The organism is Nocardioides allogilvus (genome assembly GCF_003047285.1).
In the GTDB taxonomy this organism is placed as follows: Bacteria; Actinomycetota; Actinomycetes; order Propionibacteriales; family Nocardioidaceae; genus Nocardioides; species Nocardioides allogilvus.
On sequence record NZ_PZYX01000015.1, the window covers coordinates 19559 to 45121 of the forward strand.

Below are 25563 nucleotides of genomic sequence, written 5' to 3' on the forward strand. Positions count from 1 at the left end.
AAACCATTTTATGGGTATTTCTTCAGATTTCTTTTCCGGCCAGGACGGCGAGCACGTCGTCGCCGTACTTCGCCAGCTTGGAAGCCCCGACTCCGCTGATCTTGAGCAGTCCGCGCTCGTCGCTGGGGCAGTGCTCGGCGATCAGCTGGAGGGTCGCGTCGGTGAACACGACGAAGGCCGGCACGCTGTCGTCGGCGGCCCGCGCCAGCCGCCACTCACGCAGGCGCTCGAAGAGTGCCTCGTCGTAGGAGGCCGGGCAGTCGCTGCAGCGGCCGATCTTCTTCTCCGACGGTGACGCCAGCGCTCCCCCGCACTCGCGGCAGTGCCGTGCCTTGCGGTTGCGGCTCACGCTCGTGGACACCGCGGCCGAGCGCTCGACCTCGGCCACGCCGTTGAGGAAGCGCGACGGCTTGCGCGAGCCACGGCCGCCGGGGTTGCGGGCCAGCGACCACGAGATGGCGAGGTGCTTGCGGGCCCGGGTGACGCCGACGTAGAGGAGACGGCGCTCCTCCTCGATCGCGGCCGGGGTGTCGGCGTAGGTGATGGGGAGGGTGCCGTCCTGCATGCCGCACAGGAACACCGCGTCCCACTCCAGGCCCTTGGCGGTGTGAAGCGTGGCGAGGGTGACGCCGTCGGCCAGCGGCGCGTGCTGCTCGGCTGCTCGGCGGTCGAGGTCGTCGACGAGATCGCCCAGCTCGGCACCCGGGTGCTCGCGGACGAACTCGGCCGCCTGGTCGACCAGTGCCTGCAGGGACTCCCAGCGGTTGCGGGTCTCGCCCCGGGTGCTGGGCGGCTCGGTGTTCCACCCCATCCCGGACAAGGTGGCCTGCACCAGCTCGACGACCGAGCCCTCGGCCTGTCCCGAGCGGGCGGTGCCACGGAGCAGGGTGACGGCCTGCCGGACCTCGGCCCGGTCGAAGAAGCGGGCGGCGCCGCGGACGACGTAGGGGATCTTGCGCTGGGTCAGCGCGTCCTCGAAGGTCTCGGACTGCGCGTTGATCCGGAACAGGATCGCGATCTCGCCGGCCGGGATGCCGGCGGAGCGCAGGGTGGCGATCTTGTCCGCGGCGGCCGCTGCCTCGGCGACCTCGTCGGGGTGGGCGCGGTAGGTGACCTCGGGCCCTGCCGGCTGCTGGGCGAGCAGCTCGACTCCCTTGCTGGGCGTGCCGGCCAGCATCTGGTTGGCGGCGCCGACGATCTGCGGCGTCGAGCGGTAGTTGCGGACCAGCTCGACCGACGTCGCGGCAGGGAACTTCTTGCCGAAGTCGCGCAGGTAGGAGGCGTTGGCACCGGCGAAGGAGTAGATCGTCTGGGCGGGGTCGCCGACCACGCAGATCTCGTCGCGCCCACCCAGCCACAGGTCGAGCAGCGCCGACTGGAGTGGCGACACGTCCTGGAACTCGTCGACGACGAGCCACTTGTACTGGCGGCGGACCTGGGCCGCGACCGCCTCCTCGTCGGCCAGCAGGCCAGCTGCGAAGAGCAGCACGTCCTCCATGTCCATGCGGGTCTGGCCGCGCTTGATCTCCTCGTAGCCCTGGTAGATCCGGGCGACCGAGTCGGCGTCGAGGTGGGAGACGGAGCGGCCGCGCTGGTCGGCCACCCGCGCGTAGTCGTCGGGCGAGACGTTGCTGACCTTGGCCCACTCGACCTCGCTGGCGAGGTCGCGCAGCGTCGCCTGGTCGGTCTGGACCCGCTGTCGCCTGGCCGCCCCGGCGAGCAGGCCGATCTTGGAGTCGATCAGCTCGGGCAGCTCGTGGCCGTGCACGCGCGGCCAGAAGTAGCGCAGCTGGCGCAGGGCGGCGGAGTGGAAGGTCCGGGCCTGCACGCCGCCGGCGCCGAGGGTGCGGAGCCGGCCTCGCATCTCGCCGGCCGCGCGCGTCGTGAAGGTGACCGCGAGCACCTCGGTCGGCGCGTAGACCCCGGTCGCGACGCCGTAGGCGATGCGGTGGGTGATCGCCCGGGTCTTGCCCGTCCCGGCGCCGGCGAGCACGCGCACCGGACCGCGGATGGCCTCTGCAACCTGGCGCTGCTCGGGGTCGAGAGCGGCCAACAGCTCATCGGGCGTGGGCATCGGTGCGGAACAACTCCAATGGGTGGAAGGTTGGGCTCTACGAACACCCGAAACCCTAGACGTCAGGACGGACAACTCCTCATGAGCGAGTCGAGCTTCACGATGTACAGCACTCCCTGGTGTGGCTACTGCCACCGGCTCAGGGGACAGCTCGACCGCGAGGGGATCACCTACGAGGTCGTCGACATCGAGCAGACGCCCGACGCAGCCTTCATCGTGGAGCAGGCCAACAACGGCAACCAGACCGTGCCGACGCTGGTGTTCGCCGATGGGTCGGCCCAGACCAACCCGTCCCTGGCCCAGGTCAAGGCCAAGCTCGCGTCGCTGGCCTGATCAGCAGCGCGACTGCAGCGTCGCGACCCCCGAGCCGGTCAGGTCGGCGCAGGCAGCGCCGCGCCCGGTCATGGCCATCAGGAGGTCGATCCCGCGACCTCGCACGGTCGTGCCCGCGCCGTACTGCCAGTCCTGGTCCGTGGCGGCGAGCGAGAGCCCGTCGATACGGCGCTTGGCGCCGATCAGCAGGTTGGAGCGCTTGAAGAAGTCGAGGCACAGCGCGACGGCCTCGGCGGGGTAGTCGTGGCTGATCCCGAGCGGGCGCCGGATGTCCTCGGCGTGGATGAGCGTCTCGCCCAGCCACGAGGTCCGGGGTCCGGGCGGCGACTTCCTCGACCCCTGGATCGCACGGAAGTTGGCGAGCGTCTCCGCCGCCGTCAGCCCGTGGTGACGCACGATCCCCCGCTCGGTGAACTCCCCGAAGCGGAAGCCGCTGGCCACCATTCCGCCCACGAAGCGGGCGGGACCCGTGTGAGCGGTGCTGGTCATGTGCGCCAGCGTGTGGTGGACCGTCCACTCGTGGTTGAGCGAGGGGGTGTCCCACTGCTCCGCGGAGATGCCGGCCAGGTCGTCAGCGAGGGCGCCTCGTTCGGCTGCCACGGTCTGCCACACGTCGATCATGGGCCGGAGCGTAGATCACCAGCCGTCGACCAGTGACTCCCCCAGCCAGCTCTCCATCAACGACGACGAGATCGAGACACCGCTCGGCACCCGGATGCTGTCGGTGGTCTCGCCCCGCAGGTCGGCTCGGCTGAACCAGCGCGCCTCGGCGAGCTCGGTGCCGTCGACCTCGATCTCGTGGGTGAGAGCCCGCGCGGTGAACCCCAGCATCAGGCTCCCCGGCAGCGGCCACGGCTGGTTGCCGAAGTAGGCGACGTCGCCGACGAGCACGCCCGTCTCCTCCATCACCTCGCGCCGGACGGCGTCCTCGAGCGTCTCGCCCGGCTCGCAGAAGCCGGCCAGCGTGGAGAACCTGCCCTCGGGCCAGCTCGCCTGCCGCCCGAGCAGGATCCTCTCCTCGTCGCTGCCCGGCTCCCCCGAGGTGACGGCCATGATCACCGCCGGGTCGGTGCGCGGGAACTGCGACTTCCCGCACGCGGTGCACGTCAGCTCGTGACCGGCATGGGTCGACTCGAGCCCGCCGCCGCAGCGAGGACAGAACCGGGTCGCCCAGTGCCACTCGGCGAGACCGATCGCGTGGAAGAGCCACGGGATCTCGGCGGCCAGGGACTCCTCCCCCGCCACCAGCCGCGGGAAGAGCCCGCGCAACCCGATCCACTCGTCCCGCTCACCCGGCACGTCGCCGGGGTCGGCGATCACCGCGAACCGGGTCACGCCGTCGGCGTGGCCCAGCAGGACGCGGCGTCCCTCGGGCGCCTCGGCGGGCTTGATCCAGTGCACCGCCCCGTCGACCGGGCGCAGCCTCGTCCCGGCGAGCACCAGCACCCGCGTCGACTCCTCCGCCCACCGCTCGGCCAGCCAGGCCTCGTCCGTGCGGCGCATCCCCTCCCGGTCGTGCGCGTGGGCCGACAGGGCGACGTGGGGCAGCTCGCGGGTCACGGGTCCTAGGGTGCCATCCATGAGCATCCACATCTCCGCCCAGCCCGGTGACATCGCGCCGGTCGTCCTGATGCCCGGCGACCCGTTGCGCGCGAAGTGGATCGCCGAGACGTTCCTCGACGACGCCGAGTGCTACAACGAGGTGCGCGGCATGCTCGGCTTCACCGGCACCTGGCGCGGCCGCCCGGTCTCGGTGCAGGGCTCCGGCATGGGCCAGCCGTCGCTGGCGATCTACGTCAACGAGCTGTTGCGCGACTACGGCGTCGAGTCGATCGTCCGGGTCGGTTCGTGCGGGGCGCTCACGGAGAAGGTCGCGGTCCGCGACGTCATCCTGGCGAGCGGTGCCTGCACCGACTCCTCGATGAACACGCACCGCTTCGGCGGCTACGACTACGCCCCGGTGGCCGACTTCGGCCTGTTGCGTCGCGCGTACGACGCCGCGCTGGCCATGCCCGACGTCACGACCCACGTCGGGCTCATCATGTCCAGCGACTCGTTCTACTCGCCGCGACCCGAGCTGGTGAAGCCGATGGTCGACCACGGCGTGCTCGCCGTGGAGATGGAGGCGAGTGCGCTCTACACGCTCGCAGCGGCGTACGACCGGAAGGCGCTGGTCGTGTGCACGGTCAGCGACCACATCGTCACCGGTGAGGAGACCACCTCGACGGAGCGCGAGCAGACCTTCGGCGCCATGGTCGAGATCGCGCTCTCGGCTGCTCTGGAGGACTGAGCCGGGCTCAGCCCGAGACCAGCCCCTCGAGCTCGGCGCGACCCGGCAAGGAGTCGGGCTCGACCGTGCGCCCGGTCCGGACGTAGTGGAAGGCCGCGCGCACCGAGGCCAGCGGCAGGTCGTGGATCTCGGCCCAGGCGAGGCGGTAGACCGCGAGCTGGAGCGGGTCGGCGGTCTCGTTGCGGCTGGTCTTCCAGTCGACGATCAGGAAGGTCCCGTCGTCCTCGCGGTAGACCGCGTCGATCCGCCCGCGAACCACCTGCCCGGCCAGCACCAGCGCGAACGGCGCCTCCACGGAATGGGGTGCGCGGTCGGCGAAGGGGCCGTCCTCGAAGCTGCGGATGACGTCGCGCAGCTCCCCCGCGTCGTCGATGCCGGCGTCGGCACGCCCCCAGAGGTCGTCGGGCTCGATCAGCGCCTGCTGGCCGAAGCGCGCCTCGACCCACGCGTGGAAGTCGGTGCCGAAGCGGGCCTGGTGTGACGGCGGCCGCGGCATCGGCCTGGCCAGCTCACGAGCGAGCGCGTCGGGATCGTCGTGCAACCGGCCCAGCGCGGTGGCCGACAGGCTCGACGGCAACGGCACCGACACGTCCGTGGCACGAGCAGCCCTGGCCTCGGCCAGCAGCTGGGCGAGGTCGTCGTCCCAGTCGGCGACGCGCGCCGACTCGACCAGGTCGAGACCGGTGTCGGGAGCCGTCGGGTCGCTGGCGCGGACGAGCTCGGCCGCGGCCAGCCGACGCCGGGCCTCCTCGCCGGGACCCGGCACCGGCCAGGGGCGCGACGGGTCGACGTCGTCGTTGGGGTTGGGCGGACGCCCGGCAGGCTTGTCGAGCCACGCTCCGACGGGGGCGCCCCACTCGTCCAGCTGCTCGCGCACGACCTGCTGGTAGGCGGAGGGCCCGAACGGAGTCGCCCGCTGGGCCCAGACGTAGGACGTGACGGCGAGGTGGTGGGCGGCGCGGGTGAACGCGACATAGCCCAGGCGGAGCTCCTCCTCGGCGTCGTGCTCGCGGGTCGCGGCGCGGTAGGCGTCGAGGGCCGCCTTGTCGTGGCCCTGCAGCTGAGGCTGGTCGGCGCGGTCGCCGCGCAGCGGTGCGGGCAGCACAGCCGGCGACGACGTCCACAAGGTGCGCGAGCGGTTGCTCGGGAAGCGTGTCTCACCGACACCGACGCAGAACACCGAGGACCACTCGAGCCCCTTGGCGCGGTGGACGGTCAACAGCTTGACCGAGTCGGCGGCCGTGGGCGTGGCCACGTCGAGCCCGTTGCCCTGGTCGTCCTCGGCGGTGAGGTAGGCGAGCAGCGCCGGCAAGGTGACGTCGCCGTCGACGGACTGGAACTCCGCGACGGCCTTCACGAAGAGGTCGAGGTTGTCGCGACGAGCCGCTGCGGCCGGCGCGGTCGCCGAGGCGAGCTCGACGTCGACACCCGTGGTGTCGATGACCCGGCGGACGACGTCGAGCAGCGGGTCGCCGACATGGCTGCGGAGTCGCCGCAGCTCGCCGGCCAGCAGCTCGAAGCGCTCGCGGGCCTCGGGCGAGTAGGGCGCGTCACCCGGGTCGGCGAGGGCGTCGCTGAGGGCCGGCAGCTCGGAGACGTCCACGCCGTCGGCGATCCGGAGCAGCTGCTGGGCGATCGAGGCTGCGTCGCCACGGTTGCGACCGCCGCCGATCTCGCCGGCGCGCTGGGCGAGCAACCGCAGGTCGCGTGGCCCGATGGCCCACCGGGGACCGGCCAGCAGGGTCAGCATCGCGGAGTTGGCGGTGACGTCGTGGAGCAGCGACAGGGTCGCGACGACCTCGGCCACCTCCGGCAGCCGGATCAGCCCGGAGAGGCCGACGATCTCCACCGGGATGCCCGCACCGGTCAGGGCGTCGTAGACCTCCTCGGCCTGGGCGTTGTCGCGGCTGAGCACCCCGATCTCGGCCCACGGGGTGCCGGCGTCGTGCACGCCGTGCACGGCCCGGGCGAGCCACTCGAGCTCGTCGACGGCACGCTCGAAGACGTGCGTCTCGACCACGCCGTCGGGGGTGCCGTCCGGCGCCCGGAGCCTGGCCACCTTGTCGCCGTACGTCGCCAGCAGCGGCTCGGCCAGACGGTTGGCGACGTCGAGGATGCGGCGATCGGAGCGTCGGTTGACCGTCAGCGGCAGCCGGCCGGGCTCGCCGTCGGCGGCCGGGAACGTCTCCGCGAAGTTGAGGATGTTGGAGACCGAGGCACCACGCCAGCCGTAGATCGCCTGGTTGGGGTCGCCGACGGCCATGACCGGGTGGCCGAGGCCGGACTCACGGTCGGGGCCGGAGAAGAGCCGCGCGAGCATGGTGGCCTGGGCCACCGAGGTGTCCTGGTATTCGTCGAGCAGGACGACCTTGAACCGGGACCGCTCCACCACCCCGACGTCGGGCTGCTGGGCGACCAGCCGGGCCGCCAGCGCGATCTGGTCGCCGAAGTCCATCAGGCCCAGGTCGGCCTTGAGCCGGCGATAGCCGCCCACGAGCTCGAGCAGCTCCGCGCGCCGGTCGAGGGCGTTGACGGCCTTGTCGATCGCGTCGAGGTAGGTCTTGCGGGCCTTGCCCTGCATCTCCTCCGCCCGGGCGAGCTCGAAGCCGCGCCGGGCCTCGCCGTCGACCCGCCGCACGTCGTCGGCCTCCACGAGGTGCTCACTCATCGCCCCGTCGAGGGCGAGCAGGTTTTGGATGACGGTCGCCGGGTGGTCGGAGAGCAGCTCGATGCGACCGGTGAAGCGGTCGATCACCCGGGCACCGAGCTGGTAGCGCGATGCATCCGAGACGACGCGGGTGTCGGGCTCGTGGCCGATGCGCAGGCCGTGATCGGTCAGCAGGTTGCCGGCATAGGCGTGGTAGGTCGCCACCACGGGTTCGAGCACGTCCTCGCCGTCGTCGACGACCGACTGGTCGAGGAGGCCGGCCTTGGTCAGGGCGAGGTTGATCCGGCTGCGCAGCTCGGCGGCGGCCTTGGTGGTGAAGGTGAGCCCGAGGACCTCCTCGGGCCGGACCAGGCCGGTCGCGACGAGGTAGACGACGCGCTGGGCCATGAGGGTGGTCTTGCCGCTGCCGGCGCCGGCCACCACGACGGTGGGTCGCAGCTCGGCGGTGATCGCCTCCCACTGCTCCGGGCTCGGGGCGTGGCCGCCCATCAGGGCCTGCAGGTCGGCGGGGGTGTCGAGTCGGATCGGGGTCGCGGCGTTCACTGGACGGTCACCGAGCCTGCGCCCTTGGCCGGGCAGATCGAGACGAAGGTGCACTCACGGCAGTGCTGGCCGGGCACTGCGGGGAACGTCTCCTCGCGGACGAGGGTGGCTGCGCGGGCGAGCCCTGCTCGCAGCACGGCACGCTCGGGTCCGTCGTCGGCATGCGTCTCCTGGACCTGGACCTTGGCCGTCGTCGTGTCGTCCTGGAGGCCGAGCTGGACCAGCTCGGCGCCGCCGGAGCGCGTGGGCCGTCCGAGGCGCTCGTCGAGGGCGCCGGCGTCCACGGCGTACTGGTAGAGGGCGAGCTGGAGGTTGCCCTTGACCGCCGGTGCGGTCGGGGCCCCGCGACTGGTCTTGAAGTCGACCACGACGACCTCGCCGTCGGCGGTGAGCTCGAGCCGGTCGGCGGTGCCGTTGAGGGCAATCTCCTGCCCGTCGACCTCGACCACGGTCTTGAACCGCGTCTCCGAGTCGACGAACTCGCGCGGGTTGGAGCGGTGCCACTCCACGAAGCGGGTCAGGGCCTTGCGGATGCGGTCGTGCTCGCGCTTGCGCGACCACGGCGTGCGGAACGCGAGCCGTCCCCAGACCGCGTCGACCTCGAGCATCAGGACGTCGACGTCGGCGGCGAGCTCCCGGGTCGCCACCCGCTCCGCGAGCGCGTGCACGATCTGCCCCACGTTGGCGGCCTGGTGGGCGGCCGAGACGCCCCCCGCCTCCCGGGCGAAGAACCACTGGGCGGGGCACGTCAACAGGGACTCGAGCATGCTCGCCGAGACCGGCACCGGCCGGTCGGGGTCGCGCACCGGTCGTGGGGACCTGGTCGCGGAGCGGGTGCCCCACCAGGAGGCCGGGTCGGCCTGCGGCACGAGCTGGCGACCGCCGACCTCCTCGGCGGCCAGCGCCGCGAGCCGGCGCGCCGCGGCCTCGCGCAGCGGCGGTGAGGTGGCCGGGTCGGCGGCGGTCCGGCGCAGCTCGGCCACCAGCCCGCCGAGGGACAGCGGCCGGGGCGGGCGGCCGTCGCGGTGGACCGGACTGATCTCGAGCTCGGCCAGGAAGCGTGAGGGCTGCTCGCCCTCGTCATCGGTCGACCGCACGGCCGTGACGACCAGGCGCTTGCGGGCGCGGGTGCAGGCGACGTAGAAGAGGCGGCGCTCCTCCATCAGCAGGGCCCGGGCGGTGACGGGAGGCACGAGGTCGGGCGCACCCGACGGGTCGAGGCCGATGCGGTCGGCACCCAGCAGGCTGGAGCGACGACGCAGGTCGGGCCAGCCCTCCTGCTGCACGTGGGCGACGACGACGAGCTCCCACTCGAGGCCCTTGGACCGGTGGGCTGTCAGCAGCCGCACCGCCGAGCCACGCACCCCGCGCTCGGCGAGCGTGTCGCCGGGGATCTGCTGGGCGATGAGGTTGGCGAAGAAGGCTCCGACGCCGACGTGGTCGCGGTGCTCGACCGCGCGGGCCGCCACCTCGAAGAGCGCGCAGATCGAGTCGAGGTCCTTGTGGGCGCGGCGGGCGCCGGCACCGCCCTGGTCGACCTGGCGGCGCAGCCGCTCCGGCCAGCCGGTGCCCGACCAGAGGTGCCAGAGCACGTCCTCGACGCCGGCGCGCTGCTCGAGCAGCGCCGAACCCGAGCGCAGCAGGGCGGCCAGGGCACGGCAGCGCTCGACCTCCGGGCCGTCGAGGCCGGACAGGAAGTCGTCGGCGACGACCGCGAGCCGCAACAGCTCGCGGCTCGTGCGCGGCGCGTCACCGGCCTTGTCGCGCGCACGCAGGCGGCGCACGAGCGCGCGCAGGTCACCCGCGTCGAGCCCGCCGAGCGGGGAGAGCAACAGGGACTCGATGCGTCCCGGGTCGAGGAAGTCGGGCGAGTCGGGGTCGGTGTTGTCGAGGTTGACCACCGCGCGGAGCCCGTCGAGCAGCGGGAGCACGGCCGGGTCACGCACGAGCGGCACGTCGTCGGAGGCGACCTCGACCGGCACCCCGGCGGCGGCGAGGGCGCGGCGCAACGGCGGGATGGAGGCCTGGCCGGACCGGACGAGGACGGCCATCTGCGACCAGTCGATGCCGTCCTCGAGGTGAGCGCGGCGCAGCAGGTCGGCGAGGTGCTCGGACTCGGCGCGGTCGGTGTCGAAGGTGTGCACCTCGACCCGGCCGTCGCCGTGGGGCCCGGGCACGGCCTCCGGGGTCAGGAACGCCTCGCGCGCCTCAGGACCGATGCTGCCGGTCAGCGGCAGCCTCGCCGCGATCCGGCCGGCCGCGAGCAGCAGGCGCGGCCCGAACCGGCGCGTGCGCCGCAGGACCAGGACCGGGGCCCGCTCCCCCGCCGCCGTCGGGAACTGGCCGGGGAAGTCGAGGATGCCGCGCACGTCGGTACCGCGGAAGCCGTAGATCGACTGGTGGGGATCACCGACCACCGTGAGGTTGCGCCCGTCCCCGGCCAGCGCACGCAGCAGCGCGACCTGTCCGGGGTCGGTGTCCTGGTATTCGTCGACGAACACGTGGCTGAACCGCGCCCGCAGCTCGTCGCGATGGGCCTCGGCGGTGATGACCGCGCGGCGGATCAGGTCGGGGTAGTCGGTCGCACCGAGGTTGTCGAGGATCGTCAGGTATTGCTCGAGGAAGTGGCCGGCCGCGACGAACTCCGGGAGACCGTTGGCCGCGCCCAGCGCCGCCAGCCCGTCCGGGTCCAGCCCCTTCTCCCGGGCGCGCGAGAGCACGGCGTGCACCTCCCGGGTGAAGCCGCGGGTGCCGAGGGCGCTCGTGAGGGACTCGGGCCAGGTGATGGCCTCGGGGTTGTCGCTCAGCAGCTCGCGGAGCACGACATCGGCCTCGGGCGCCGACAGCAGCCGCAGGGGCGCGTCGTAGAGGTCGGCCGGGCTGTAGGTCCGGATCAGCGCATAGGCGAAGGAGTGGAACGTCGAGCAGGTCGCCGCCGAGGTGGTGCGCCCGACGCGGGCGATCACCCGGTCGCGCAGCTGCTCGGCCGCCTTGCGGGAGAAGGTCAGGGCCAGGACCTGGTCGGGGTGCACGCCGCGCTGCTCGATCAGCTCCGCGATCGCCTCGACCATCGTGGTCGTCTTGCCGGTGCCGGGACCGGCCAGCACGAGCAGCGGCCCCCCGGCGTGGTCGACGACCGCCTGCTGGTGCTCGTCGAGGGTCGGCGGTGCCACGACCGACGCCGTCGCCCGGACGAGGCGATAGCGCGTGCTCGGGGTGGGGGTCGCGGCCATGGCTGCACTCAAACAGACGCCACCGACACTGGCCTCAGTGCCTCACGCCTCGGCGCCGCGGTCGTTGTAGGTCCCGGCCTCTTCCTGCCCGCTCAGCCCGGCGATCGCGGTCATGATCTCGTCGGTGAGCAGGCGGCGGGCCTTGCCCAGCGGCAGGTCGCCGTACCCCGCGGGCGAGATCGGCGGCCCGAACGCGACGCTCACCGGCGCGATCCGCGGCAGGGAGGCATCGACGGGCTGCACGTCCTGGGTGCCCGTCAGGCCGACCGGCACGACCGGCACCCCCGCGCTCAGCGCGAGGTGCGCGACGCCGGTGCGTCCGCGGTAGAGGCGCCCGTCGCGGGAGCGGGTGCCCTCGGGATAGATGCCGAACGCCTCGCCACGCCCGAGCACCTCGAGTGCCGTGTCCAGGCTGGCGATGGCCGCCTTGCTGTCGTCGCGGTCCACCGGCAGCATGCCCATGCCCTCGAACCAGGCCCGCACCAGCGCGCCCTTGATGCCCGGGCCGGTGAAGTAGTCGGACTTCGCCAGGAACACCACCTTGCGCGGCACCACGATCGGGATCATCGTGCTGTCGATGAAGCTCAGGTGGTTGCTGGCCAGGATCACGGCGCCCGAGCGGGGCACGTGCTCGAGGCCGGTGATGGTCGGACGCCAGATCGCGCGGGCGATCGGTGGGACGACCGTGTGGACCGCGGCGAAGAACATGCTCGCCATTGTCACCTAGGACGTCTCGGCGTCGGACGGCTCCCTGAACTGCATGCCGACGACGAGCCCCAGCACCGCCAGCACCCCGACGGCGAGCGGCCACATCAGCGGCTGCACGCCCTCGCCGTGTCCCACGACGACGGCATAGGCGACCGGGGCCGGCACGTAGGCGAGCAGCCCGCGGCGTACCCACATCGTCACGAGCCTCCGGTCCAGCGCTGCGCGCACGGGCCCGTACGCCGCCAGCAGCCCGGCGACGTGGGCGCCGGTCAGCGCCAGGGCGACCAGGAGGACGCCCGGCCGCACCGGATCGGGCACCTTGAGCGCCCACCACCCCATCACCGTCAGCAGCACGAGCGGCCCGACGGGCAGCTCAGGGAGGACGGCCCAGGCGCACGACGCCCCCACGACCAGCAGCACGAGCAGGACCGGCGGCTGCACCGGCGCGACGAGGAACGCGACCGACGGCAGGACGGCCAGCAGGATGCGGCAGGCCACCTGGCTGCGGCTCCAGGAGCGCCAGGACGTCATCGGACCCGCACCTGTGGCACCTGGCCGCGCCGGCTCTGCTGGCGCAGCACCTCGTCGACGGTCCCCCGTCCGCGCCACGGCACGATCGGGCAGCCGAGGGCGGCCAGCTGCTGGAGCAGCGCGGACCGCTCCAGCATGCGCATCCGCCAGGCGAGTCCCGCCGGCGAGACGCGCCCGCCCAGCTCGTCGAGCGAGCGCTCGCCGAGGGTGTCGATGACCACGACCGGGACACCTCGGGCCGAGAGCAGCGCGGCGGCGTTGACGATCGGGGCGTGCAGCATGGTGGACAGCACGTAGACCACGCTGCCGCCGGTGACACCCAGCTCCAGCGTCTGGTCGGGCACCGACGCGGTCTCCGCCACGACCCGCGTGAGGGTGCCGGTGATGCGGTGCAGGTGGCGCGGCCCGCTGCCGAAGGGCACCCGCGCATCGCCGGGCCCGACCACCCGCATGCCGACGCGGTCACCGCGCCGGACGTGGTGGTCCGCCAGCGCCGAGGCCGCGCGCACCGTCAGGTCGAGGCTGCTGGCGCGGCCGTCGATGCCGCCCGAGATGCCGATGTCACGCAGGGCATCGACCACGATGAGCACCGACGTGTCCTGCTCGGCCCGGGTCGTGACCACCTGCAGCTCACGGGTGCGCAGTGACACCGGCCAGCTGATCCGGCGCAACCGGTCGCCGGGAGCGAACGATCGGATCCCGGCGAACTCGGTGCCGCTGCCGACCCTCCTCGATCGGTGCGCGCCGACGAGTCCGTCCGGCTGCGGCGCCTCCGCTGTCGAGTCGTACGGCGCAGCCTGTGGCCACACCGTCAGCACCTGTGGCGACAGCCGGACCGGGCCGTGGCGGTAGCCGGCCCAGGCGCTGGTGAGCGCGACCTGCTCGTCCCCGACGGTCGGCCGTCCCCAGCGGCGCGGCCCGAGCGCGACCACGCTGGCGTCGGCCCCCGCGAGGACGCTCACCGCACCCGACGCCGGTCTGGTGGCCACGTGGGCCACCCTCGGAAGGACGCGGGTGACCTGCTCGACCCGGTCGGTCCCCGTGACCTGCAGGGTCGCGGTGGTGCCCTGTCCCTCGTGCAGCCGGATCCCGCCCAGCTCCAAGGCGAGGCGGGGATCGGAGGTCGGCCGACCGAGCAGTCCGAGCAGGGCCGGCACCAGGAACGGCGCGGCCAGCACCAGGAGCACCGGGGAGCCTGCGAGCGCGGCGCCGACGAGCCCTGCTGCCGCCACCAGCGTCGCTCGGCCGAGCGCCGGAGTAGGCACCCAGGTGCTGCTCATGCGGGAGTCACCGGCGCTCCAGCGCTCCGGGCGCCGGCACGCTCGACAGCACCGCCTCGACGACGCGCGACCCCGAGGCCTGGGTCATCCAGAGCTCGGGCTTCACGGTGATCCGGTGCGCCAGCACGGAGCCGGCGACGGCCTTGACGTCCTCGGGGATGACGTAGTCACGCCCCCGGATCAGGGCCCACCCGCGCGCGGCCAGGACGAGGCCGAGGCTGCCGCGCGGGGAGGCGCCGATGAGCACGTCGGGGTGGGCACGGGTCGCCTCGGCGAGGGCGACGCAGTAGCGCCCCACGCTCTGGTCGACCTGGACCCGCTCGACGGCTGCCTGCACCGCGCGCAGGCCGGCGGCGTCGGTGACGGCCTCGACCGACACCTCCTCGCGCTGCCGCTCGAGGCGACGCGCGACGACGTCGTACTCCTCGTCCGCCGTCGGGTAGCCGAAGGCGACCCGCAGCAGGAAGCGGTCGAGCTGCGCCTCCGGCAGCGGGTAGGTGCCTTCGTACTCCACCGGGTTGGCGGTCGCCAGCACGTGGAAGGGCTTCGGCAGCAGGTGCGTCTCGCCCTCGACGGTGACCTGGCCCTCCTGCATGGCCTCGAGCAGTGCGGCCTGCGTCTTGGGCGGCGTCCGGTTGATCTCGTCGGCGAGCAGCAGGCCGGCGAACAGCGGTCCGCGGCGGAAGGAGAACTCGCCCACCCGCTGGTCGTAGATGTAGGAGCCGGTCAGGTCGGCCGGCAGCAGGTCGGGGGTGAACTGCGCGCGCGAGAAGTCGAGCCCGAGGGCCTGGGCGAAGGTGCGCGCCGCCAGCGTCTTGCCGAGCCCCGGGAAGTCCTCGATCAGCACGTGTCCCTTCGCCAGGATCGCCGCCAGCACCAGGCTCAGGGGCTGCTGCTTGCCGACGACGGCACGCCCGACCTGCGCCAGCACTCCCTGCGCGACGGCGGTGGCTTCGGCTGCGGTCAGGGTGGCTTCACTCGTGGTCACGTGGCTCCTCGATGCGGGTCAGGATGCGGTCGATGTCGGTGGGGGTGAGACGTCGCGTCGGCTGGTCCGCGAGGGAGCGCAGCACGGGATCGGTGAGGTCCGGGTCGCGGCGGCGGGCGAGGTCGAGGAGCCGCTCGGCCAATGCCGGCGAGGGCTCGCGGGCGGCGAGGTGGTTGGTCAGCACGCGGTGATGGACGCTGTCATCGGCGGCATCCGGTCGTGTGTACGGCGCCAGCGGCTTGCCCCAGCGCGCGTCGGCCACCCCGAAGACGTCCGAGGCGAGCCAGAGCAGGACCACGACGACGGTGGCGGTCAGCGCCCACTCGAGCAGCTGGGGGTCGGAGTCGATCAGGCTGAGGGCGAGCTCGCCGCCCGCGACCACCAGGGCGAGCGCGCCGAGCCGCGGCAGCCATCTGCGCATCACCGGTCGACGACCCCCGACTGGATCCGGCGCAAAGCAGCCACGGCCGCCTCCCGGGCGTCCTCGCCCAGGTCGTGCTCGGAGAAGCGGGCCTCGCGGTAGAGCTCGAGCAGCCGGGTCACCGCGACGGGATCGACCTCCGCGCGCTCGAGCAGCCGCAGGGCGAGCTCCGAGGAGGTCTCCCAGGCGTGGCGCACGAGTCCCGCCTCCACGGCCTGCAGCTCGAAGCGGTGCCAGCACGCGACGATCGCGTTGCGCGGCGCGCCGTCGAGCAGCACCCGCAGCTGTTCTCGCTCATCGGTGGCCATCGACCGGCGCACCTGCTGAGCGTCGCCCGTCTCGACGGTCTCGAAGTCGACGGAAGGAGGCGGCTCGTGGCGACGACGCAGCCGCCAGAGCGTCACGACCCGGCGCCCGACGAGGAGGACGACGAGCACCATGACGACGGCGACGACCACCGTGAGGGCGACCCCGACGGCCTGCCCGATCCGGGCGGCGATGCCGTCCGCGTCCTGCTCGGCTGGGCCGAATTCCTGGTCGGGGAGCTCCTCGACAGGAGCCTGGGGCGTGCTGGTCGTCTCGGTGCTCATCACGGGACCGCGGCCGGTGAGCACGGGCGACGGGCCGACCAGGGCGGCCCACCCGACCAGGGTGACGAGCAGGCACGCGCCGGCGGTCGCCGCGACAGCGCGCCATGCCTGCCTCGCCCCCGGAGTCATGGCGCCACCCTAGCCCCGGCGACGGGTGCTCAAATGAGACCGGCGGCACCGTCCCCCACAGACGGCACCGCCGGAATTCTCAGGTGTTGCGCTCGCTCAGAAGAGCGGGCTGAACGGCTCCGTGCCCGGCACCAGGCTCAGGCCGGCGATGCCGCCGTTCTGCTGGGCGTAGGTGAGCTCGTGGTTGAGGTCACCGACACCGTTGGAGCCGGCGAGCGGCGCGATCGCGAGCGTCGACAGCGTGCCCAGGGCGTTGCCCTCGGCGTCGAGGAACGCGCTGCCCGAGTCTCCGGGGACGCCCGGGCTCACGGTGTAGACCGGGTGCGACCAGCCGTCGCCCTCGGTGCCGACGCTCGTGCCCTGCTTGGGCGAGAGCTCGGTGATCCCGCCGCGGAGGCTGGAGTTGCCGTAGGAGTAGACGTCGTCACCGGCGGCGGTGCCAGCGGTGTTGATGCCGACCGGGCCACCCCAGAAGGGCACCGAGGGGTTCACCTTGGCGACGTCCGCGGCGTCGACCTTGACCAGGGCCAGGTCGTTGTAGGCGCAGGCGTTCTCGTCGGACTCGTCCTTGTTCTGCATGGTCAGCCACGAGGAGTAGGCCAAGGTGCCCTGGCCGACCTCGGTGCCCTCGGTCAGCAGCGAGCCGCCGGTCACGAACTGCACCCGAGTGCCGAGCGGCAGGGAGCCGGCGTCACAGCCGTTGGTGTCGGTCGCGGCACCGAGACCGGCGCAGTGGGCGGCGTAGCCGACGTAGGTGGCGCCCGAGCCGTCGGTGTAGACGAAGTTGGCGGTGCACTGGGCACCGTCGGTGTACATCTGCACACCGGGGGTGATCGTGGCCGTGGCAGCCGGCGCCCAGGTCTGAGCAGCAGTCGGCTTGCCCTTGCCGCCCTTGGCGGCGACGGCCGGAGCGCTCGTGGCGACGGCGGTGACGAGCACCGCACTGGAGGCGACAGCGAGCAGGGTCTTGTTGAGTCGCATGCGACAGGGTTCCTCTCCCAGTTGTTCCCGCGGCTGAGGATGCGCCGCGGGCGTTCACTGGGTTGAACGAGAGTGGCCCGAACGAGTTATGCCCGCATGGCCCGTTGGGGCCATGCGGGCACACTCGGGTTGCGTCAGTAGGTCGGCTGGCTCGGGTCGATCTGGCTGACCCAGGCCACGACGCCGCCGCCGACGTGCACCGCGTCGGCGTAGCCCGCGCCCTTGACGATCGCGAGCGTCTCGGCCGAGCGCACGCCCGACTTGCAGTGCATGACGATCTGCTTGTCGCTCGGCAGCTGGCTCAGCGCGTTGCCGTTGAGGAACTCACCCTTGGGGATGAGCACCGAGCCCGGGATCTTGTTGATCTCGTACTCGTTGGGCTCGCGCACGTCGACGAGCACGAAGTCACGCTCGCCGTTCTCGCGCTCCTTGAGCATGTGCTCGAGCTGGGTGACCGAGATGGTCGAGCCGGCAGCAGCCTCGGCGGCCTCGTCGGACACGGCGCCACAGAAGGCGTCGTAGTCGATCAGCTCGGACACCGTCGCGTTCTCACCGCACAGGACGCAGTTGGGGTCCTTGCGCACCTTGAGCTTGCGGTACTCCATCTCGAGCGCGTCGTAGATCATCAGCTTGCCCGCGATCGGGTCGCCGATGCCGGTCAGCAGCTTGATCGCCTCGTTGACCTGGATGGCACCGATGCTCGCGCAGAGCACGCCGAGGACGCCGCCCTCGGCGCAGCTCGGGACCATGCCCGGCGGCGGCGGCTCGGGGTAGAGGCAGCGGTAGCAGGGCAGGTCCTCGCCCAGCATCGGCGCGAAGACCGAGGCCTGGCCGTCGAAGCGGTAGATCGAGCCCCAGACGTAGGGGATCTTCAAGAAGTACGCCGCGTCGTTGACCATGTAGCGCGTGGCGAAGTTGTCGGTGCCGTCGACGATCAGGTCGTAGCCCTTGAACACCTCGAGCACGTTGTCGTTGTCCAGGCGCTCGGGGTGCAGGATCACCTCGACGTACGGGTTGATCTCGGCGATCGACTCCTTGGCCGACTGGCCCTTGGGCTTGTCGATGTCGCTGACGCCGTGGATGACCTGGCGCTGCAGGTTGGACTCGTCGACGGTGTCGAACTCGGCGATCCCCAGGGTGCCGACACCGGCAGCCGCGAGGTAGAGCAGGGCGGGCGAGCCGAGGCCGCCGGCGCCGATCACGAGCACCTTGGCGTTCTTGAGGCGCTTCTGCCCCGTCATCCCGACGTCGGGGATGATCAGGTGGCGGCTGTAGCGGCGGACCTCATCGATGCTGAGCTCGGCGGCTGGCTCGACGAGCGCTGGGAACGACACTGCGGACTCCTTCGAAGAATGGCGGTCCCGGCACAACCTCCGGGCCCTCCTCCATGTTCCCCGCGTGTCCCACGACGCCCGACCACGTCCCGCCATCCGGACCGCCGCGTCACGGACGGGTAAAACCTGGACCCGGGTCCTTTACAGGCAGGACCCGATGGGCGAGGGTCGGCAGGTTCGCATTTTCCCGTCCGGGCGGGCTCGCGCGGCAATCGTCGGACCACAGTCCGCCCGCCACCGCAAGATCTCCCGGACTTTCCCGGAAGGTCACACGTTGAAGCCCGTCACCAGACGCCTCCTCGCCGGAGGCACCACGCTGGCCCTGTCGGCCACCATGGCGGCCACCCTCACCGCCACCTCGGCCCAGGCCGGCCCCTCCAGCGACTCCCCCAGGGTCGCGTCCGCACACCGCGAGGACAACCGTCCCGGCCCACGCACCGCGGAGATGCAGCGCAAGCGCGAGAAGGCGCTGGCCATGCTGGCCAACGGCTCCGCCCAGCTCGAGCAGCGCTCCGAGGGCGCCACCGTCGCGCTCGGCGGCGGTGAGTACGTCGAGTTCCCGGTCGAGAAGACCGACAAGATCTTCACCATCCTCTCCGAGTTCGGCGCGACCGGCTCGGGCCGGCTCGGCACCACTCCCGGCCCGCTGCACAACGAGATCCCGAAGCCCGACCGGGCGAGCGACAACTCGACGTTCTGGCAGCCCGACTTCGACAAGGCGCACTACGACGAGATGTTCAACGGCGACGGCGAGTCGTTCAAGAACTACTACTCGCAGCTCTCCTCGGGTCGCTACACCGCGATCAACACCGTGACCGACTGGGTCAAGGTGCCGGGCAACGCATCGACGTACGGCGACAACACGGTCGAGGACGACGGCGGCTCGTGGGCCTTCATCGACGACTCCGCCGACTCCTGGTATGCCGCGCAGCTCGCGGCCGGGCAGACGGCTGCGCAGATCGACGACTACCTCGCGCAGTTCGACGTGTGGGACCGCTACGACTTCAACGGCAACGGCAACTTCAACGAGGCCGACGGCTACATCGACCACTTCCAGGCCGTGCACGCCGGCGAGGGCGAGGAGGCCGGCGCCGACGCGGACGCCATCTGGTCCCACCGCTGGTACGTCGGCTCGGGCTACGGCACCACCGGCCCCGCGGTCGGCGGCACCAACAACCTGGGTGGCGGCGCGCAGATCGGTGGCAGCAAGTACTTCATCGGCGACTACACCGTCGAGCCCGAGAACGGCGGCCTGGGCGTCTTCGCCCACGAGTTCGGCCACGACCTCGGCCTGCCCGACTTCTACGACACCGCGGGCGGCGAGAACGGCACGTCGTTCTGGACGCTGATGTCGAGCGGCTCGTGGCTCAGCCACGGCACCAACGCCGCCCCCGGCGAGGAGGGCATCGGCACGATCCCCGGCCTGATGGGTCCTGAGGAGAAGCTCTACCTCGGCTGGCTCGACTACACCGAGGTCGACGCGGGCGAGAGCGGCACCTACAAGCTGGGCCCCTCGCAGCACACCTACGCCGACGCCGACCAGGCGCTCAAGGTCAACCTGCCCAACTCCTCGATCACCCACGCCTACACGACCCCGGTCGCGGGCACCCACGCCTGGTGGTCGGGTCGTGGTGACGACCTGTCCAGCTCGCTGACCCGCACCGTCCCGGCCGCGGCGTCGGTGACCGTGACGGCCAAGGCCTGGCACGAGATCGAAGCCGGCTACGACTACCTCTACGCCCAGTACTCCCTCGACAACGGGGCCAACTGGACGACGATCGGCCAGCCCCTCGACGGCTCCTCGCGGGGTCGCTGGACCGGCCTGCGCTACAACTACAAGGCCGGTGGCGCCGAGTCGCAGTTCCGCTTCCTCTACAAGACCGACGGCGGCTACAACGAGGCCGGCGCGTTCCTCGACGACATCGCCATCAAGGCCGGCACGACCTTCACCGACGGCGCCGAGTCCGGCGCCAACGGCTGGACGGCCGACGGCTGGACGATCTCGACCGGCACCGAGACGACCAACGCGACGCGCTACTACCTGCTGGAGAACCGCCAGTACGTCGGGTTCGACGCGACCCTGCAGGAGGGTGGCTACCAGTTCTCCCAGGGGGTCACCAAGCCCAACTGGGTCGAGTTCTTCCCGGTCCAGGACGGCATGCTGGTCTGGCTGGTCGACAACTCCTACACCGACAACAACGTCGCCACGCACCCCGGTGCTGGCTACGCGATGGTCGTGGACGCCTCGCCCAACTCGCTGACCTACCCCGACGGCAGCAGCCCCAGCAACCGTCGCGAGCCGTTCGACGCGACGTTCGACGTCGACACCGTCGACCGGGTCTGCCTGCACAAGGAGGTCGCCGGAGGCACCCGCCAGGCGCCGACCGTCGAGACCCTGGAGGCGTGCGCCGGCGGCGTACCGTCCACGGCGACGTTCGACGACAGCGACCCGCTGGCCTACTACGACGCAGCCGCGCCGCAGAACTCCGTCAAGGTCGCCGGTGCCGGCGTCACCGCGACGGTGACCGGTGAGACCGACGGCTTCCTGACCGTCGACGTCGCCAACCCGGGGCCGGTCACGCCCTGATCGATGCGCCTGAGGTGCAGCTCCACAACGCAAGGGCCCCGCGTCGCCGCGGGGCCCTTGCGCTCACTATGAGTAGGCTGCGACTTCAGTGAATCCCTGGGAGGAAACAACACGTGAGCGTTGATCGATTCGACTCCGGCGAGCCCCGTCCCCGCGGTGCCCGGATGCCGCGGCGCGAGCGTCGCGCCCAGCTGATGGAGTCGGCCCTCGAGGTCTTCGTCGCGCAGGGTTACCACTCCGCCGCGATGGACGACATCGCTGATCGTGCCGGCGTGTCCAAGCCCGTGCTCTACCAGCACTTCCCCGGCAAGCTCGACCTCTACCTCGCGCTGCTCGACTCCTCGTGCGACACGATCATCGACAACTGTCGCGTCGCACTGGCCTCGACCACCGACAACAAGCTGCGCGTGCAGGCGACCATGCAGGCGTTCTTCGAGTACGTCTCGGCCGAGACCGGCGCCTTCCGGCTGGTCTTCGAGTCCGACCTGACCAGCGAGCCCGCCGTGCGCGAGCACGTCGACCGCGTCACCACCGAGTGCGCGGCGATGATCACCGACGTCATCCACGAGGACACCGGCCTGCCCGACGAGGCCTCGCGACTGCTCGCGGTGTCGCTGGTGGGAATGGCTCAGGTCAGTGCGCGGTTCTGGCTGGCCGAGGCGGGCGTGAGCAGCGGGGCGATCCCTCTCACGGACGCCGCCGCCCTCGTGTCCGGCCTGGCGTGGCGCGGCATCCGGGGCTACCCCAAGACCGAAGACCACTGAAGCACCACCCACCCATCGACGTACAGACACAAGGAGTGACCCATGGAGGTCAAGATCGGCGTCCAGCACGCCCCGCGCGAGCTGGTCGTGGAGACCGAGCTCAGCCCCGAGGACTTCGAGGCCCAGCTGACCGAAGCCGTCGGCTCCGGCGGCATCCTCGCCTTCACCGACACCCGGGGCCGCCGGATCGCGGTGTCCGCCAGCAAGATCGCCTACGTCGAGATCGGCTCGGGCAGCCACGGCACGGTCGGCTTCCGCTGACACCCCGCGGGTGGCGGTGATTGATCGACGCCGCCCCGGGGCTCATGATGGGTTGAACGTCGGCACTGCTCGACCAGACCGCGCCATACCGGCGTGGCACCTGAAAGGAATCCAAAGATGCTCGGAACCATCATTGTCACGCTGATCGTGGGAACGATTATTGGCTTTTTGGGCAAGGCGGTGGCTCCCGGTGACCGCGACAACATCCCGGTCTGGCTCACGATCGTCTGCGGCATCGTGGGCGCCTTCGTCGGCTCCTACATCTACTTCGCGATCTTCGGCGTCGCGGGCAACAACCCCGGTGGCGACATGTACGACACCAGCAAGGGCATCGACTGGTGGCGCCACGTGTGGCAGATCCTGACCGCAGCCGTGCTGGTCGTCATCGCGGCCGCCGTCACGGGCCGCGGCAAGCGCACCGTCTGACCACGACCCATCACGCAGGGCCCCACACCGACGGTGTGGGGCCCTGCGTGCGTCTCAGGCGTCGAGGCCCAGGTCGGCCATCCGCTGGGCGTGGTTCTCGGTCAACCGGGCGAACATCCGGCCCAGGGCCGCGAGGTCGAGCCCGGGACGGTCGACTCCGCCGGCCAGCAGGGCCGTCAGCGCGTCCCGCTCAGCCGCGACCCGCTGGGCCTGGGTGAGCGCCTCCCCCATCAACCGGCGGCCCCACAGCGCCAGCCGGCCACCGAGGCGGTGGTCGTCGGCGATCCCGGCGCGCACCCGGTCGACCACGAACGCGGACTGCCCGGTGTCGGCCAGCGACGCCACGATCAGGTCGCGGGTGGCGGGGTCGAGGTAGGCGGCGATCTCGCGGTAGAAGTCGGCGGCGATGCCCTCGCCGACGTAGGCCTTGATCAGGCCTTCGTACCAGTCGGCGGGCTGGGTGTGCGCGTGGAACTGGTCGAAGCCCACCTGGAAGGAAGCCATCGCGGCATAGGGGTCTCCACCCAGCTCGCGCAGCCGCACGTGCAGCCGCTCGAGGTGGGAGAACTCGGCGGCCGCCATCGACCCGATCGCCACCTTGTCCTCGAGCGTGGGGGCCAGCTTGGCGTCCTCCGCCAGCCGCTCGAAGGCACTGAGCTCGCCGTAGGAGATCGCGCCGAGGAGGTCGATCACAGCCGCGGTGTAGGCGGGATCCTGCGGGGGCTGGGTCGACGTCTGGGCCGACGTGGGGGCCGACGATTCAGTCATGCTCGAACCCTAGGCGATAGACTGTCACCATCGAGGGCCGTGTTTTGACTTGAGCCGTTTGTGAACACGCTCTGAACCGGCCCCGACGCATGTGCGCGGCTGGCTTTCTCCTTCCGAGTCCGCCGCACGACGAGGATTGAACAGAAAGCGACATAGACGTGACCACGTTCCGTGAACTCGGGGTGCTCCCCGAGATCTGCGACGCCCTTGAGCGCGCCGGCATCACCACCCCCTTCGCCATCCAGGAGATGACCCTCTCGGTCGCCCTGATGGGCACCGACCTGATCGGCCAGGCCCGCACGGGCACCGGCAAGACGCTCGCCTTCGGCATCCCGGTGCTGCAGCGCAGCGTCACCAAGGACGACCCGGCCTACGCCGACCTGCCGCAGGGCAAGCCGCAGGCCCTGATCGTCGCCCCGACCCGCGAGCTCGCGATCCAGGTCTCCAGCGACCTCGCGATCGCCAGCAAGGACCTCGGCCTGCGCGTCCTTACCGTCTACGGCGGCGTGGGCTACGACACCCAGCTCGACACCCTCGAGTCGGGCGTCGACGTCGTCGTCGGCACGCCCGGTCGCCTGATCGACCTGGCCAACCGCAAGGCCCTCGACCTCTCCCACGTCCACGCCCTCGTGCTGGACGAGGCCGACGAGATGCTCGACCTCGGCTTCCTGCCCGACGTGGAGCGCCTGCTCAGCCTCACCCCCGAGACCCGGCAGACGATGCTGTTCTCGGCCACCATGCCGGCCGCGATCGTGGCGCTGGCGCGCACCCACATGCGCCACCCGATGAACATCCGCGCCGAGTCCTCCTACGAGAACTCGACCGTGCCCGCGACGGCGCAGTTCATCTACCTCGCCCACGACCTCGACAAGCCGGAGATCATCGGCCGGGTGCTGCAGGCCGACGACGCGGAGAAGATGATCGTCTTCACCCGCACCAAGCGCCAGGCCCAGCGCATCGCCGACGACCTGGCAGAGCGTGGCTTCGCCTCCGCTCCCCTGCACGGTGACATGGCGCAGATCGCCCGCGAGAAGGCGCTCGCCAAGTTCCGTGAGGACAAGCTCAAGGTGCTGGTGTGCACCGACGTCGCCGCCCGCGGCATCGACGTCCGCGGCGTGTCCCACGTCGTCAACTACACCTGCCCCGAGGACGACAAGACCTACGTCCACCGCATCGGCCGCACGGGCCGCGCCGGCGCGTCCGGCACCGCGATCACGCTGGTCGACTGGCCGGACATCGCGCGCTGGAAGATGATCAACAAGACGCTCGACCTGCCGTTCCCGGACCCGACGGAGACCTACTCCACCTCGGAGCACCTCTTCCACGACCAGGGCATCCCGGCGGGCACCAAGGGCCGCATCGTCGACGCCGCCCCGGTCGAGCGCAAGCCGCGCGAGGACCGGTCCGGTGACCGGGGTCGCCGCGACGACAAGGGCTCCGAGCGTCCCGCCCGCAACCGCGAGCGCAACCGCAGCCGCACCCGCAGTGGTGCTCCCGCGGCCAAGGACGGTGCCGCCACGACCCAGGGCGCCGCGACCCAGGCACCCGCGACCGAGCCCGCCGCGACCGGGGACCAGCCGGTCGTCGCCCGCACCAACCGTCGCCGCCGCACCCGCTCCGGGGGTGGCTCCGCCTCGGCGGCCACGACCAGCGAAGCCTGAGTCAGCCACACGTGCCCTGAGCGGGCACGAAGTCACCCAGTGCAAACGCCGACCGGGCACAAAGTCGAAGAACTTTGTGCCCGGTCGGACTGATTTGCTGTGTCTGTGTGCCCGCTCAGTTGCTCGAGGGCACCCAGGCTCGCGCGGTCAGCGCGGGGTGGTCGCTGATGCCGTTGTAGTCCTTCTCGAAGTCCGAGAACTCCGCGCCGGAGCCGAGCATCCAGTCGGGCCCGCCGAAGCGCGGGACCGGGCACGGGCGCTTGTCGGTGCCGCCGTTCATCGAGATCAGCGGGGTCGCGGCCGCGACCTTCTGGCAGAACTCCTCGCGCTCGTTGACGTCACCGATGACGAACACCGGGCGGTCACCGCGCGAGAGCAGCTTCTTGATCAGCTTGATCTCGGCCGCCGTGGACACGTCTCGCTCGTGCTCCTGCCCACCCGGGGCGTTGTGGATCGCGATGACCCAGAAGCCACGGCCGGTCTCGCGGTCGCGCAGGCGGACGTAGGGGATCGGCCGCGACCAGCCGAGGAACGGGCGCATGATGTAGCCCGTCTCGAGCTGCTTGACGGTCGTGGTGTTCCACGCGATCTGGATGGCCGAACCGCGCGTGCCGAGGCCGCGGCGCGGGAAGAAGTTGTACTTCGGCATCACCGACTGCATCTGGCGCAGCTGGTCCTTGGCGACCTCCTGGAAGGCGGCCGCGTCAGCGCCCTGGTCCTGCACCCAGCGAGCGGCGCGGGTGGCGCGGTCGATGCCACCACGGGCGATCGAGCTGCTCAAGATGTTGAAGGTCGTCAGCCGCAGGCCGTAGCCGTTGCGCGGCTTGGCCGGGGCGGCCGGCGCCTCGGTCGTCGTCTCCGTGCTCGTCGGCTCGGCCCCGGCTACGGGGGTCGCGATGACGGGCGTCAGTGCGAGGCTGACGGTGAGTGCGCAGGCGGCAGCGAAGGCCTTGGGGGTGGGTGCCATCCGGACACCTTGGCAAGACCCCCCGC

The 25563-nt window shown here is 71.7% G+C and carries 22 protein-coding genes; 7 read left to right on the forward strand and 15 right to left on the reverse strand.

The features are described from left to right. Positions 1–22: 22 nt before the first annotated feature. Complete coding sequence (locus C9J87_RS17535; protein WP_010832234.1) at positions 23–2074, reverse strand: ATP-dependent DNA helicase UvrD2; 2052 nt, start codon at positions 2072–2074, stop codon at positions 23–25. Positions 2075–2155: 81 nt separating this feature from the next. Here C9J87_RS17535 and C9J87_RS17540 point away from each other — a divergent pair, with 81 nt between their 5' ends. Next, positions 2156–2407: a mycoredoxin gene (locus C9J87_RS17540; protein WP_010832233.1), complete on the forward strand. Its 252-nt coding sequence runs from the start codon at positions 2156–2158 to the stop codon at positions 2405–2407. Here the strand turns inward: C9J87_RS17540 and C9J87_RS17545 are convergent, their stop codons facing one another. Then, entirely contained in the window at positions 2408–3028 is a 621-nt protein-coding gene (locus C9J87_RS17545) for a maleylpyruvate isomerase family mycothiol-dependent enzyme (RefSeq protein ID WP_010832232.1), read from the reverse strand. It abuts the gene before it with no gap. Between the two features lie 15 nt (positions 3029–3043). Beyond that, the gene (gene nudC / locus C9J87_RS17550; RefSeq protein ID WP_010832231.1) at positions 3044–3967 is read right to left on the reverse strand and encodes an NAD(+) diphosphatase; all 924 of its coding nucleotides are present in this window, start codon (positions 3965–3967) and stop codon (positions 3044–3046) included. A gap of 19 nt (positions 3968–3986) precedes the next feature. Between nudC and deoD the strand changes: the two genes are divergently transcribed. Beyond that, on the forward strand, positions 3987–4697 hold the full coding sequence (gene deoD / locus C9J87_RS17555; protein WP_010832230.1) for a purine-nucleoside phosphorylase: 711 nt from the start codon (positions 3987–3989) through the stop codon (positions 4695–4697). A gap of 7 nt (positions 4698–4704) precedes the next feature. Here deoD and C9J87_RS17560 read toward each other — a convergent pair whose 3' ends face one another. The 10 genes from C9J87_RS17560 to moeZ form a co-directional block, all read right to left on the reverse strand. Continuing rightward, on the reverse strand, positions 4705–7908 hold the full coding sequence (locus C9J87_RS17560; protein ID WP_232820098.1) for an ATP-dependent helicase: 3204 nt from the start codon (positions 7906–7908) through the stop codon (positions 4705–4707). Then, on the reverse strand, positions 7905–11141 hold the full coding sequence (locus C9J87_RS17565; RefSeq protein ID WP_232820099.1) for an ATP-dependent helicase: 3237 nt from the start codon (positions 11139–11141) through the stop codon (positions 7905–7907). Before C9J87_RS17565 ends, C9J87_RS17560 begins: the two co-directional genes overlap by 4 nt. A 42-nt stretch (positions 11142–11183) precedes the next feature. Beyond that, on the reverse strand, positions 11184–11849 hold the full coding sequence (locus C9J87_RS17570; RefSeq protein WP_036492320.1) for a lysophospholipid acyltransferase family protein: 666 nt from the start codon (positions 11847–11849) through the stop codon (positions 11184–11186). A gap of 15 nt (positions 11850–11864) precedes the next feature. Beyond that, on the reverse strand, positions 11865–12380 hold the full coding sequence (locus tag C9J87_RS17575) for a hypothetical protein (RefSeq protein WP_010832226.1): 516 nt from the start codon (positions 12378–12380) through the stop codon (positions 11865–11867). Beyond that, positions 12377–13660 (reverse strand): DUF58 domain-containing protein, encoded by a 1284-nt coding sequence (locus tag C9J87_RS17580; RefSeq protein WP_010832225.1) that lies wholly within the window; start codon positions 13658–13660, stop codon positions 12377–12379. Before C9J87_RS17580 ends, C9J87_RS17575 begins: the two co-directional genes overlap by 4 nt. A gap of 7 nt (positions 13661–13667) precedes the next feature. Next, positions 13668–14648 (reverse strand): AAA family ATPase, encoded by a 981-nt coding sequence (locus C9J87_RS17585; RefSeq protein ID WP_010832224.1) that lies wholly within the window; start codon positions 14646–14648, stop codon positions 13668–13670. After that, positions 14635–15069, reverse strand: coding sequence for a hypothetical protein (locus tag C9J87_RS17590; RefSeq protein ID WP_010832223.1), 435 nt, complete (start codon positions 15067–15069; stop codon positions 14635–14637). The genes C9J87_RS17585 and C9J87_RS17590 overlap by 14 nt, the downstream gene beginning before the upstream one ends. Continuing rightward, a complete protein-coding gene (locus tag C9J87_RS17595) occupies positions 15069–15788 on the reverse strand; it encodes a DUF4129 domain-containing protein (protein ID WP_010832222.1) in 720 nt (239 codons plus the stop codon). Before C9J87_RS17595 ends, C9J87_RS17590 begins: the two co-directional genes overlap by 1 nt. A gap of 96 nt (positions 15789–15884) precedes the next feature. Next, the gene (locus tag C9J87_RS17600; protein WP_010832221.1) at positions 15885–16769 is read right to left on the reverse strand and encodes a hypothetical protein; all 885 of its coding nucleotides are present in this window, start codon (positions 16767–16769) and stop codon (positions 15885–15887) included. A gap of 134 nt (positions 16770–16903) precedes the next feature. After that, positions 16904–18103: an adenylyltransferase/sulfurtransferase MoeZ gene (moeZ, locus tag C9J87_RS17605; protein WP_107706179.1), complete on the reverse strand. Its 1200-nt coding sequence runs from the start codon at positions 18101–18103 to the stop codon at positions 16904–16906. 274 nt (positions 18104–18377) lie between these two features. On the opposite strand from moeZ, the gene C9J87_RS17610 reads away from it, so the two are divergent. The 4 genes from C9J87_RS17610 to C9J87_RS17625 all read left to right on the forward strand — a co-directional run bounded on the left by C9J87_RS17610 (position 18378) and on the right by C9J87_RS17625 (position 22141). Then, a complete protein-coding gene (locus tag C9J87_RS17610; protein WP_010832219.1) occupies positions 18378–20690 on the forward strand; it encodes an immune inhibitor A domain-containing protein in 2313 nt (770 codons plus the stop codon). Between the two features lie 164 nt (positions 20691–20854). Further along, positions 20855–21454: a TetR/AcrR family transcriptional regulator gene (locus C9J87_RS17615; protein WP_051204393.1), complete on the forward strand. Its 600-nt coding sequence runs from the start codon at positions 20855–20857 to the stop codon at positions 21452–21454. 42 nt (positions 21455–21496) lie between these two features. Further along, positions 21497–21715, forward strand: coding sequence for a DUF3107 domain-containing protein (locus tag C9J87_RS17620; RefSeq protein WP_036490372.1), 219 nt, complete (start codon positions 21497–21499; stop codon positions 21713–21715). A 117-nt stretch (positions 21716–21832) separates the two neighbouring features. Continuing rightward, the gene (locus tag C9J87_RS17625; RefSeq protein ID WP_036490369.1) at positions 21833–22141 is read left to right on the forward strand and encodes a GlsB/YeaQ/YmgE family stress response membrane protein; all 309 of its coding nucleotides are present in this window, start codon (positions 21833–21835) and stop codon (positions 22139–22141) included. Positions 22142–22195: 54 nt separating this feature from the next. On the opposite strand, the gene C9J87_RS17630 is transcribed toward C9J87_RS17625, so the two are convergent. Further along, positions 22196–22909 (reverse strand): ferritin-like fold-containing protein, encoded by a 714-nt coding sequence (locus tag C9J87_RS17630; protein WP_107706180.1) that lies wholly within the window; start codon positions 22907–22909, stop codon positions 22196–22198. A 158-nt stretch (positions 22910–23067) separates the two neighbouring features. Between C9J87_RS17630 and C9J87_RS17635 the strand changes: the two genes are divergently transcribed. After that, positions 23068–24570: a DEAD/DEAH box helicase gene (locus C9J87_RS17635; protein WP_232820100.1), complete on the forward strand. Its 1503-nt coding sequence runs from the start codon at positions 23068–23070 to the stop codon at positions 24568–24570. Positions 24571–24685: 115 nt separating this feature from the next. Here C9J87_RS17635 and C9J87_RS17640 read toward each other — a convergent pair whose 3' ends face one another. After that, entirely contained in the window at positions 24686–25537 is an 852-nt protein-coding gene (locus tag C9J87_RS17640; protein ID WP_107706181.1) for an endonuclease/exonuclease/phosphatase family protein, read from the reverse strand. Between the last annotated feature and the right edge of the window lie 26 nt (positions 25538–25563).

Excerpts from the sequence above, each read along its gene's own strand:
- C9J87_RS17535 (WP_010832234.1), bottom strand. The coding sequence starts at position 2,074 with ATGCCCACGCCCGATGAGCTGTTGGCCGCTCTCGACCCCGAGCAGCGC.
- C9J87_RS17630 (WP_107706180.1), bottom strand. The coding sequence starts at position 22,909 with ATGACTGAATCGTCGGCCCCCACGTCGGCCCAGACGTCGACCCAGCCC.
- C9J87_RS17580 (WP_010832225.1), bottom strand. The coding sequence starts at position 13,660 with ATGAGCAGCACCTGGGTGCCTACTCCGGCGCTCGGCCGAGCGACGCTG.
- C9J87_RS17620 (WP_036490372.1), top strand. The coding sequence starts at position 21,497 with ATGGAGGTCAAGATCGGCGTCCAGCACGCCCCGCGCGAGCTGGTCGTG.
- C9J87_RS17640 (WP_107706181.1), bottom strand. The coding sequence starts at position 25,537 with ATGGCACCCACCCCCAAGGCCTTCGCTGCCGCCTGCGCACTCACCGTC.
- C9J87_RS17570 (WP_036492320.1), bottom strand. The coding sequence starts at position 11,849 with ATGTTCTTCGCCGCGGTCCACACGGTCGTCCCACCGATCGCCCGCGCG.
- C9J87_RS17565 (WP_232820099.1), bottom strand. The coding sequence starts at position 11,141 with ATGGCCGCGACCCCCACCCCGAGCACGCGCTATCGCCTCGTCCGGGCG.
- deoD (WP_010832230.1), top strand. The coding sequence starts at position 3,987 with ATGAGCATCCACATCTCCGCCCAGCCCGGTGACATCGCGCCGGTCGTC.
- C9J87_RS17545 (WP_010832232.1), bottom strand. The coding sequence starts at position 3,028 with ATGATCGACGTGTGGCAGACCGTGGCAGCCGAACGAGGCGCCCTCGCT.
- C9J87_RS17615 (WP_051204393.1), top strand. The coding sequence starts at position 20,855 with ATGCCGCGGCGCGAGCGTCGCGCCCAGCTGATGGAGTCGGCCCTCGAG.
- C9J87_RS17625 (WP_036490369.1), top strand. The coding sequence starts at position 21,833 with ATGCTCGGAACCATCATTGTCACGCTGATCGTGGGAACGATTATTGGC.
- C9J87_RS17575 (WP_010832226.1), bottom strand. The coding sequence starts at position 12,380 with ATGACGTCCTGGCGCTCCTGGAGCCGCAGCCAGGTGGCCTGCCGCATC.
- C9J87_RS17540 (WP_010832233.1), top strand. The coding sequence starts at position 2,156 with ATGAGCGAGTCGAGCTTCACGATGTACAGCACTCCCTGGTGTGGCTAC.
- C9J87_RS17600 (WP_010832221.1), bottom strand. The coding sequence starts at position 16,769 with ATGCGACTCAACAAGACCCTGCTCGCTGTCGCCTCCAGTGCGGTGCTC.
- C9J87_RS17595 (WP_010832222.1), bottom strand. The coding sequence starts at position 15,788 with ATGACTCCGGGGGCGAGGCAGGCATGGCGCGCTGTCGCGGCGACCGCC.
- C9J87_RS17590 (WP_010832223.1), bottom strand. The coding sequence starts at position 15,069 with ATGCGCAGATGGCTGCCGCGGCTCGGCGCGCTCGCCCTGGTGGTCGCG.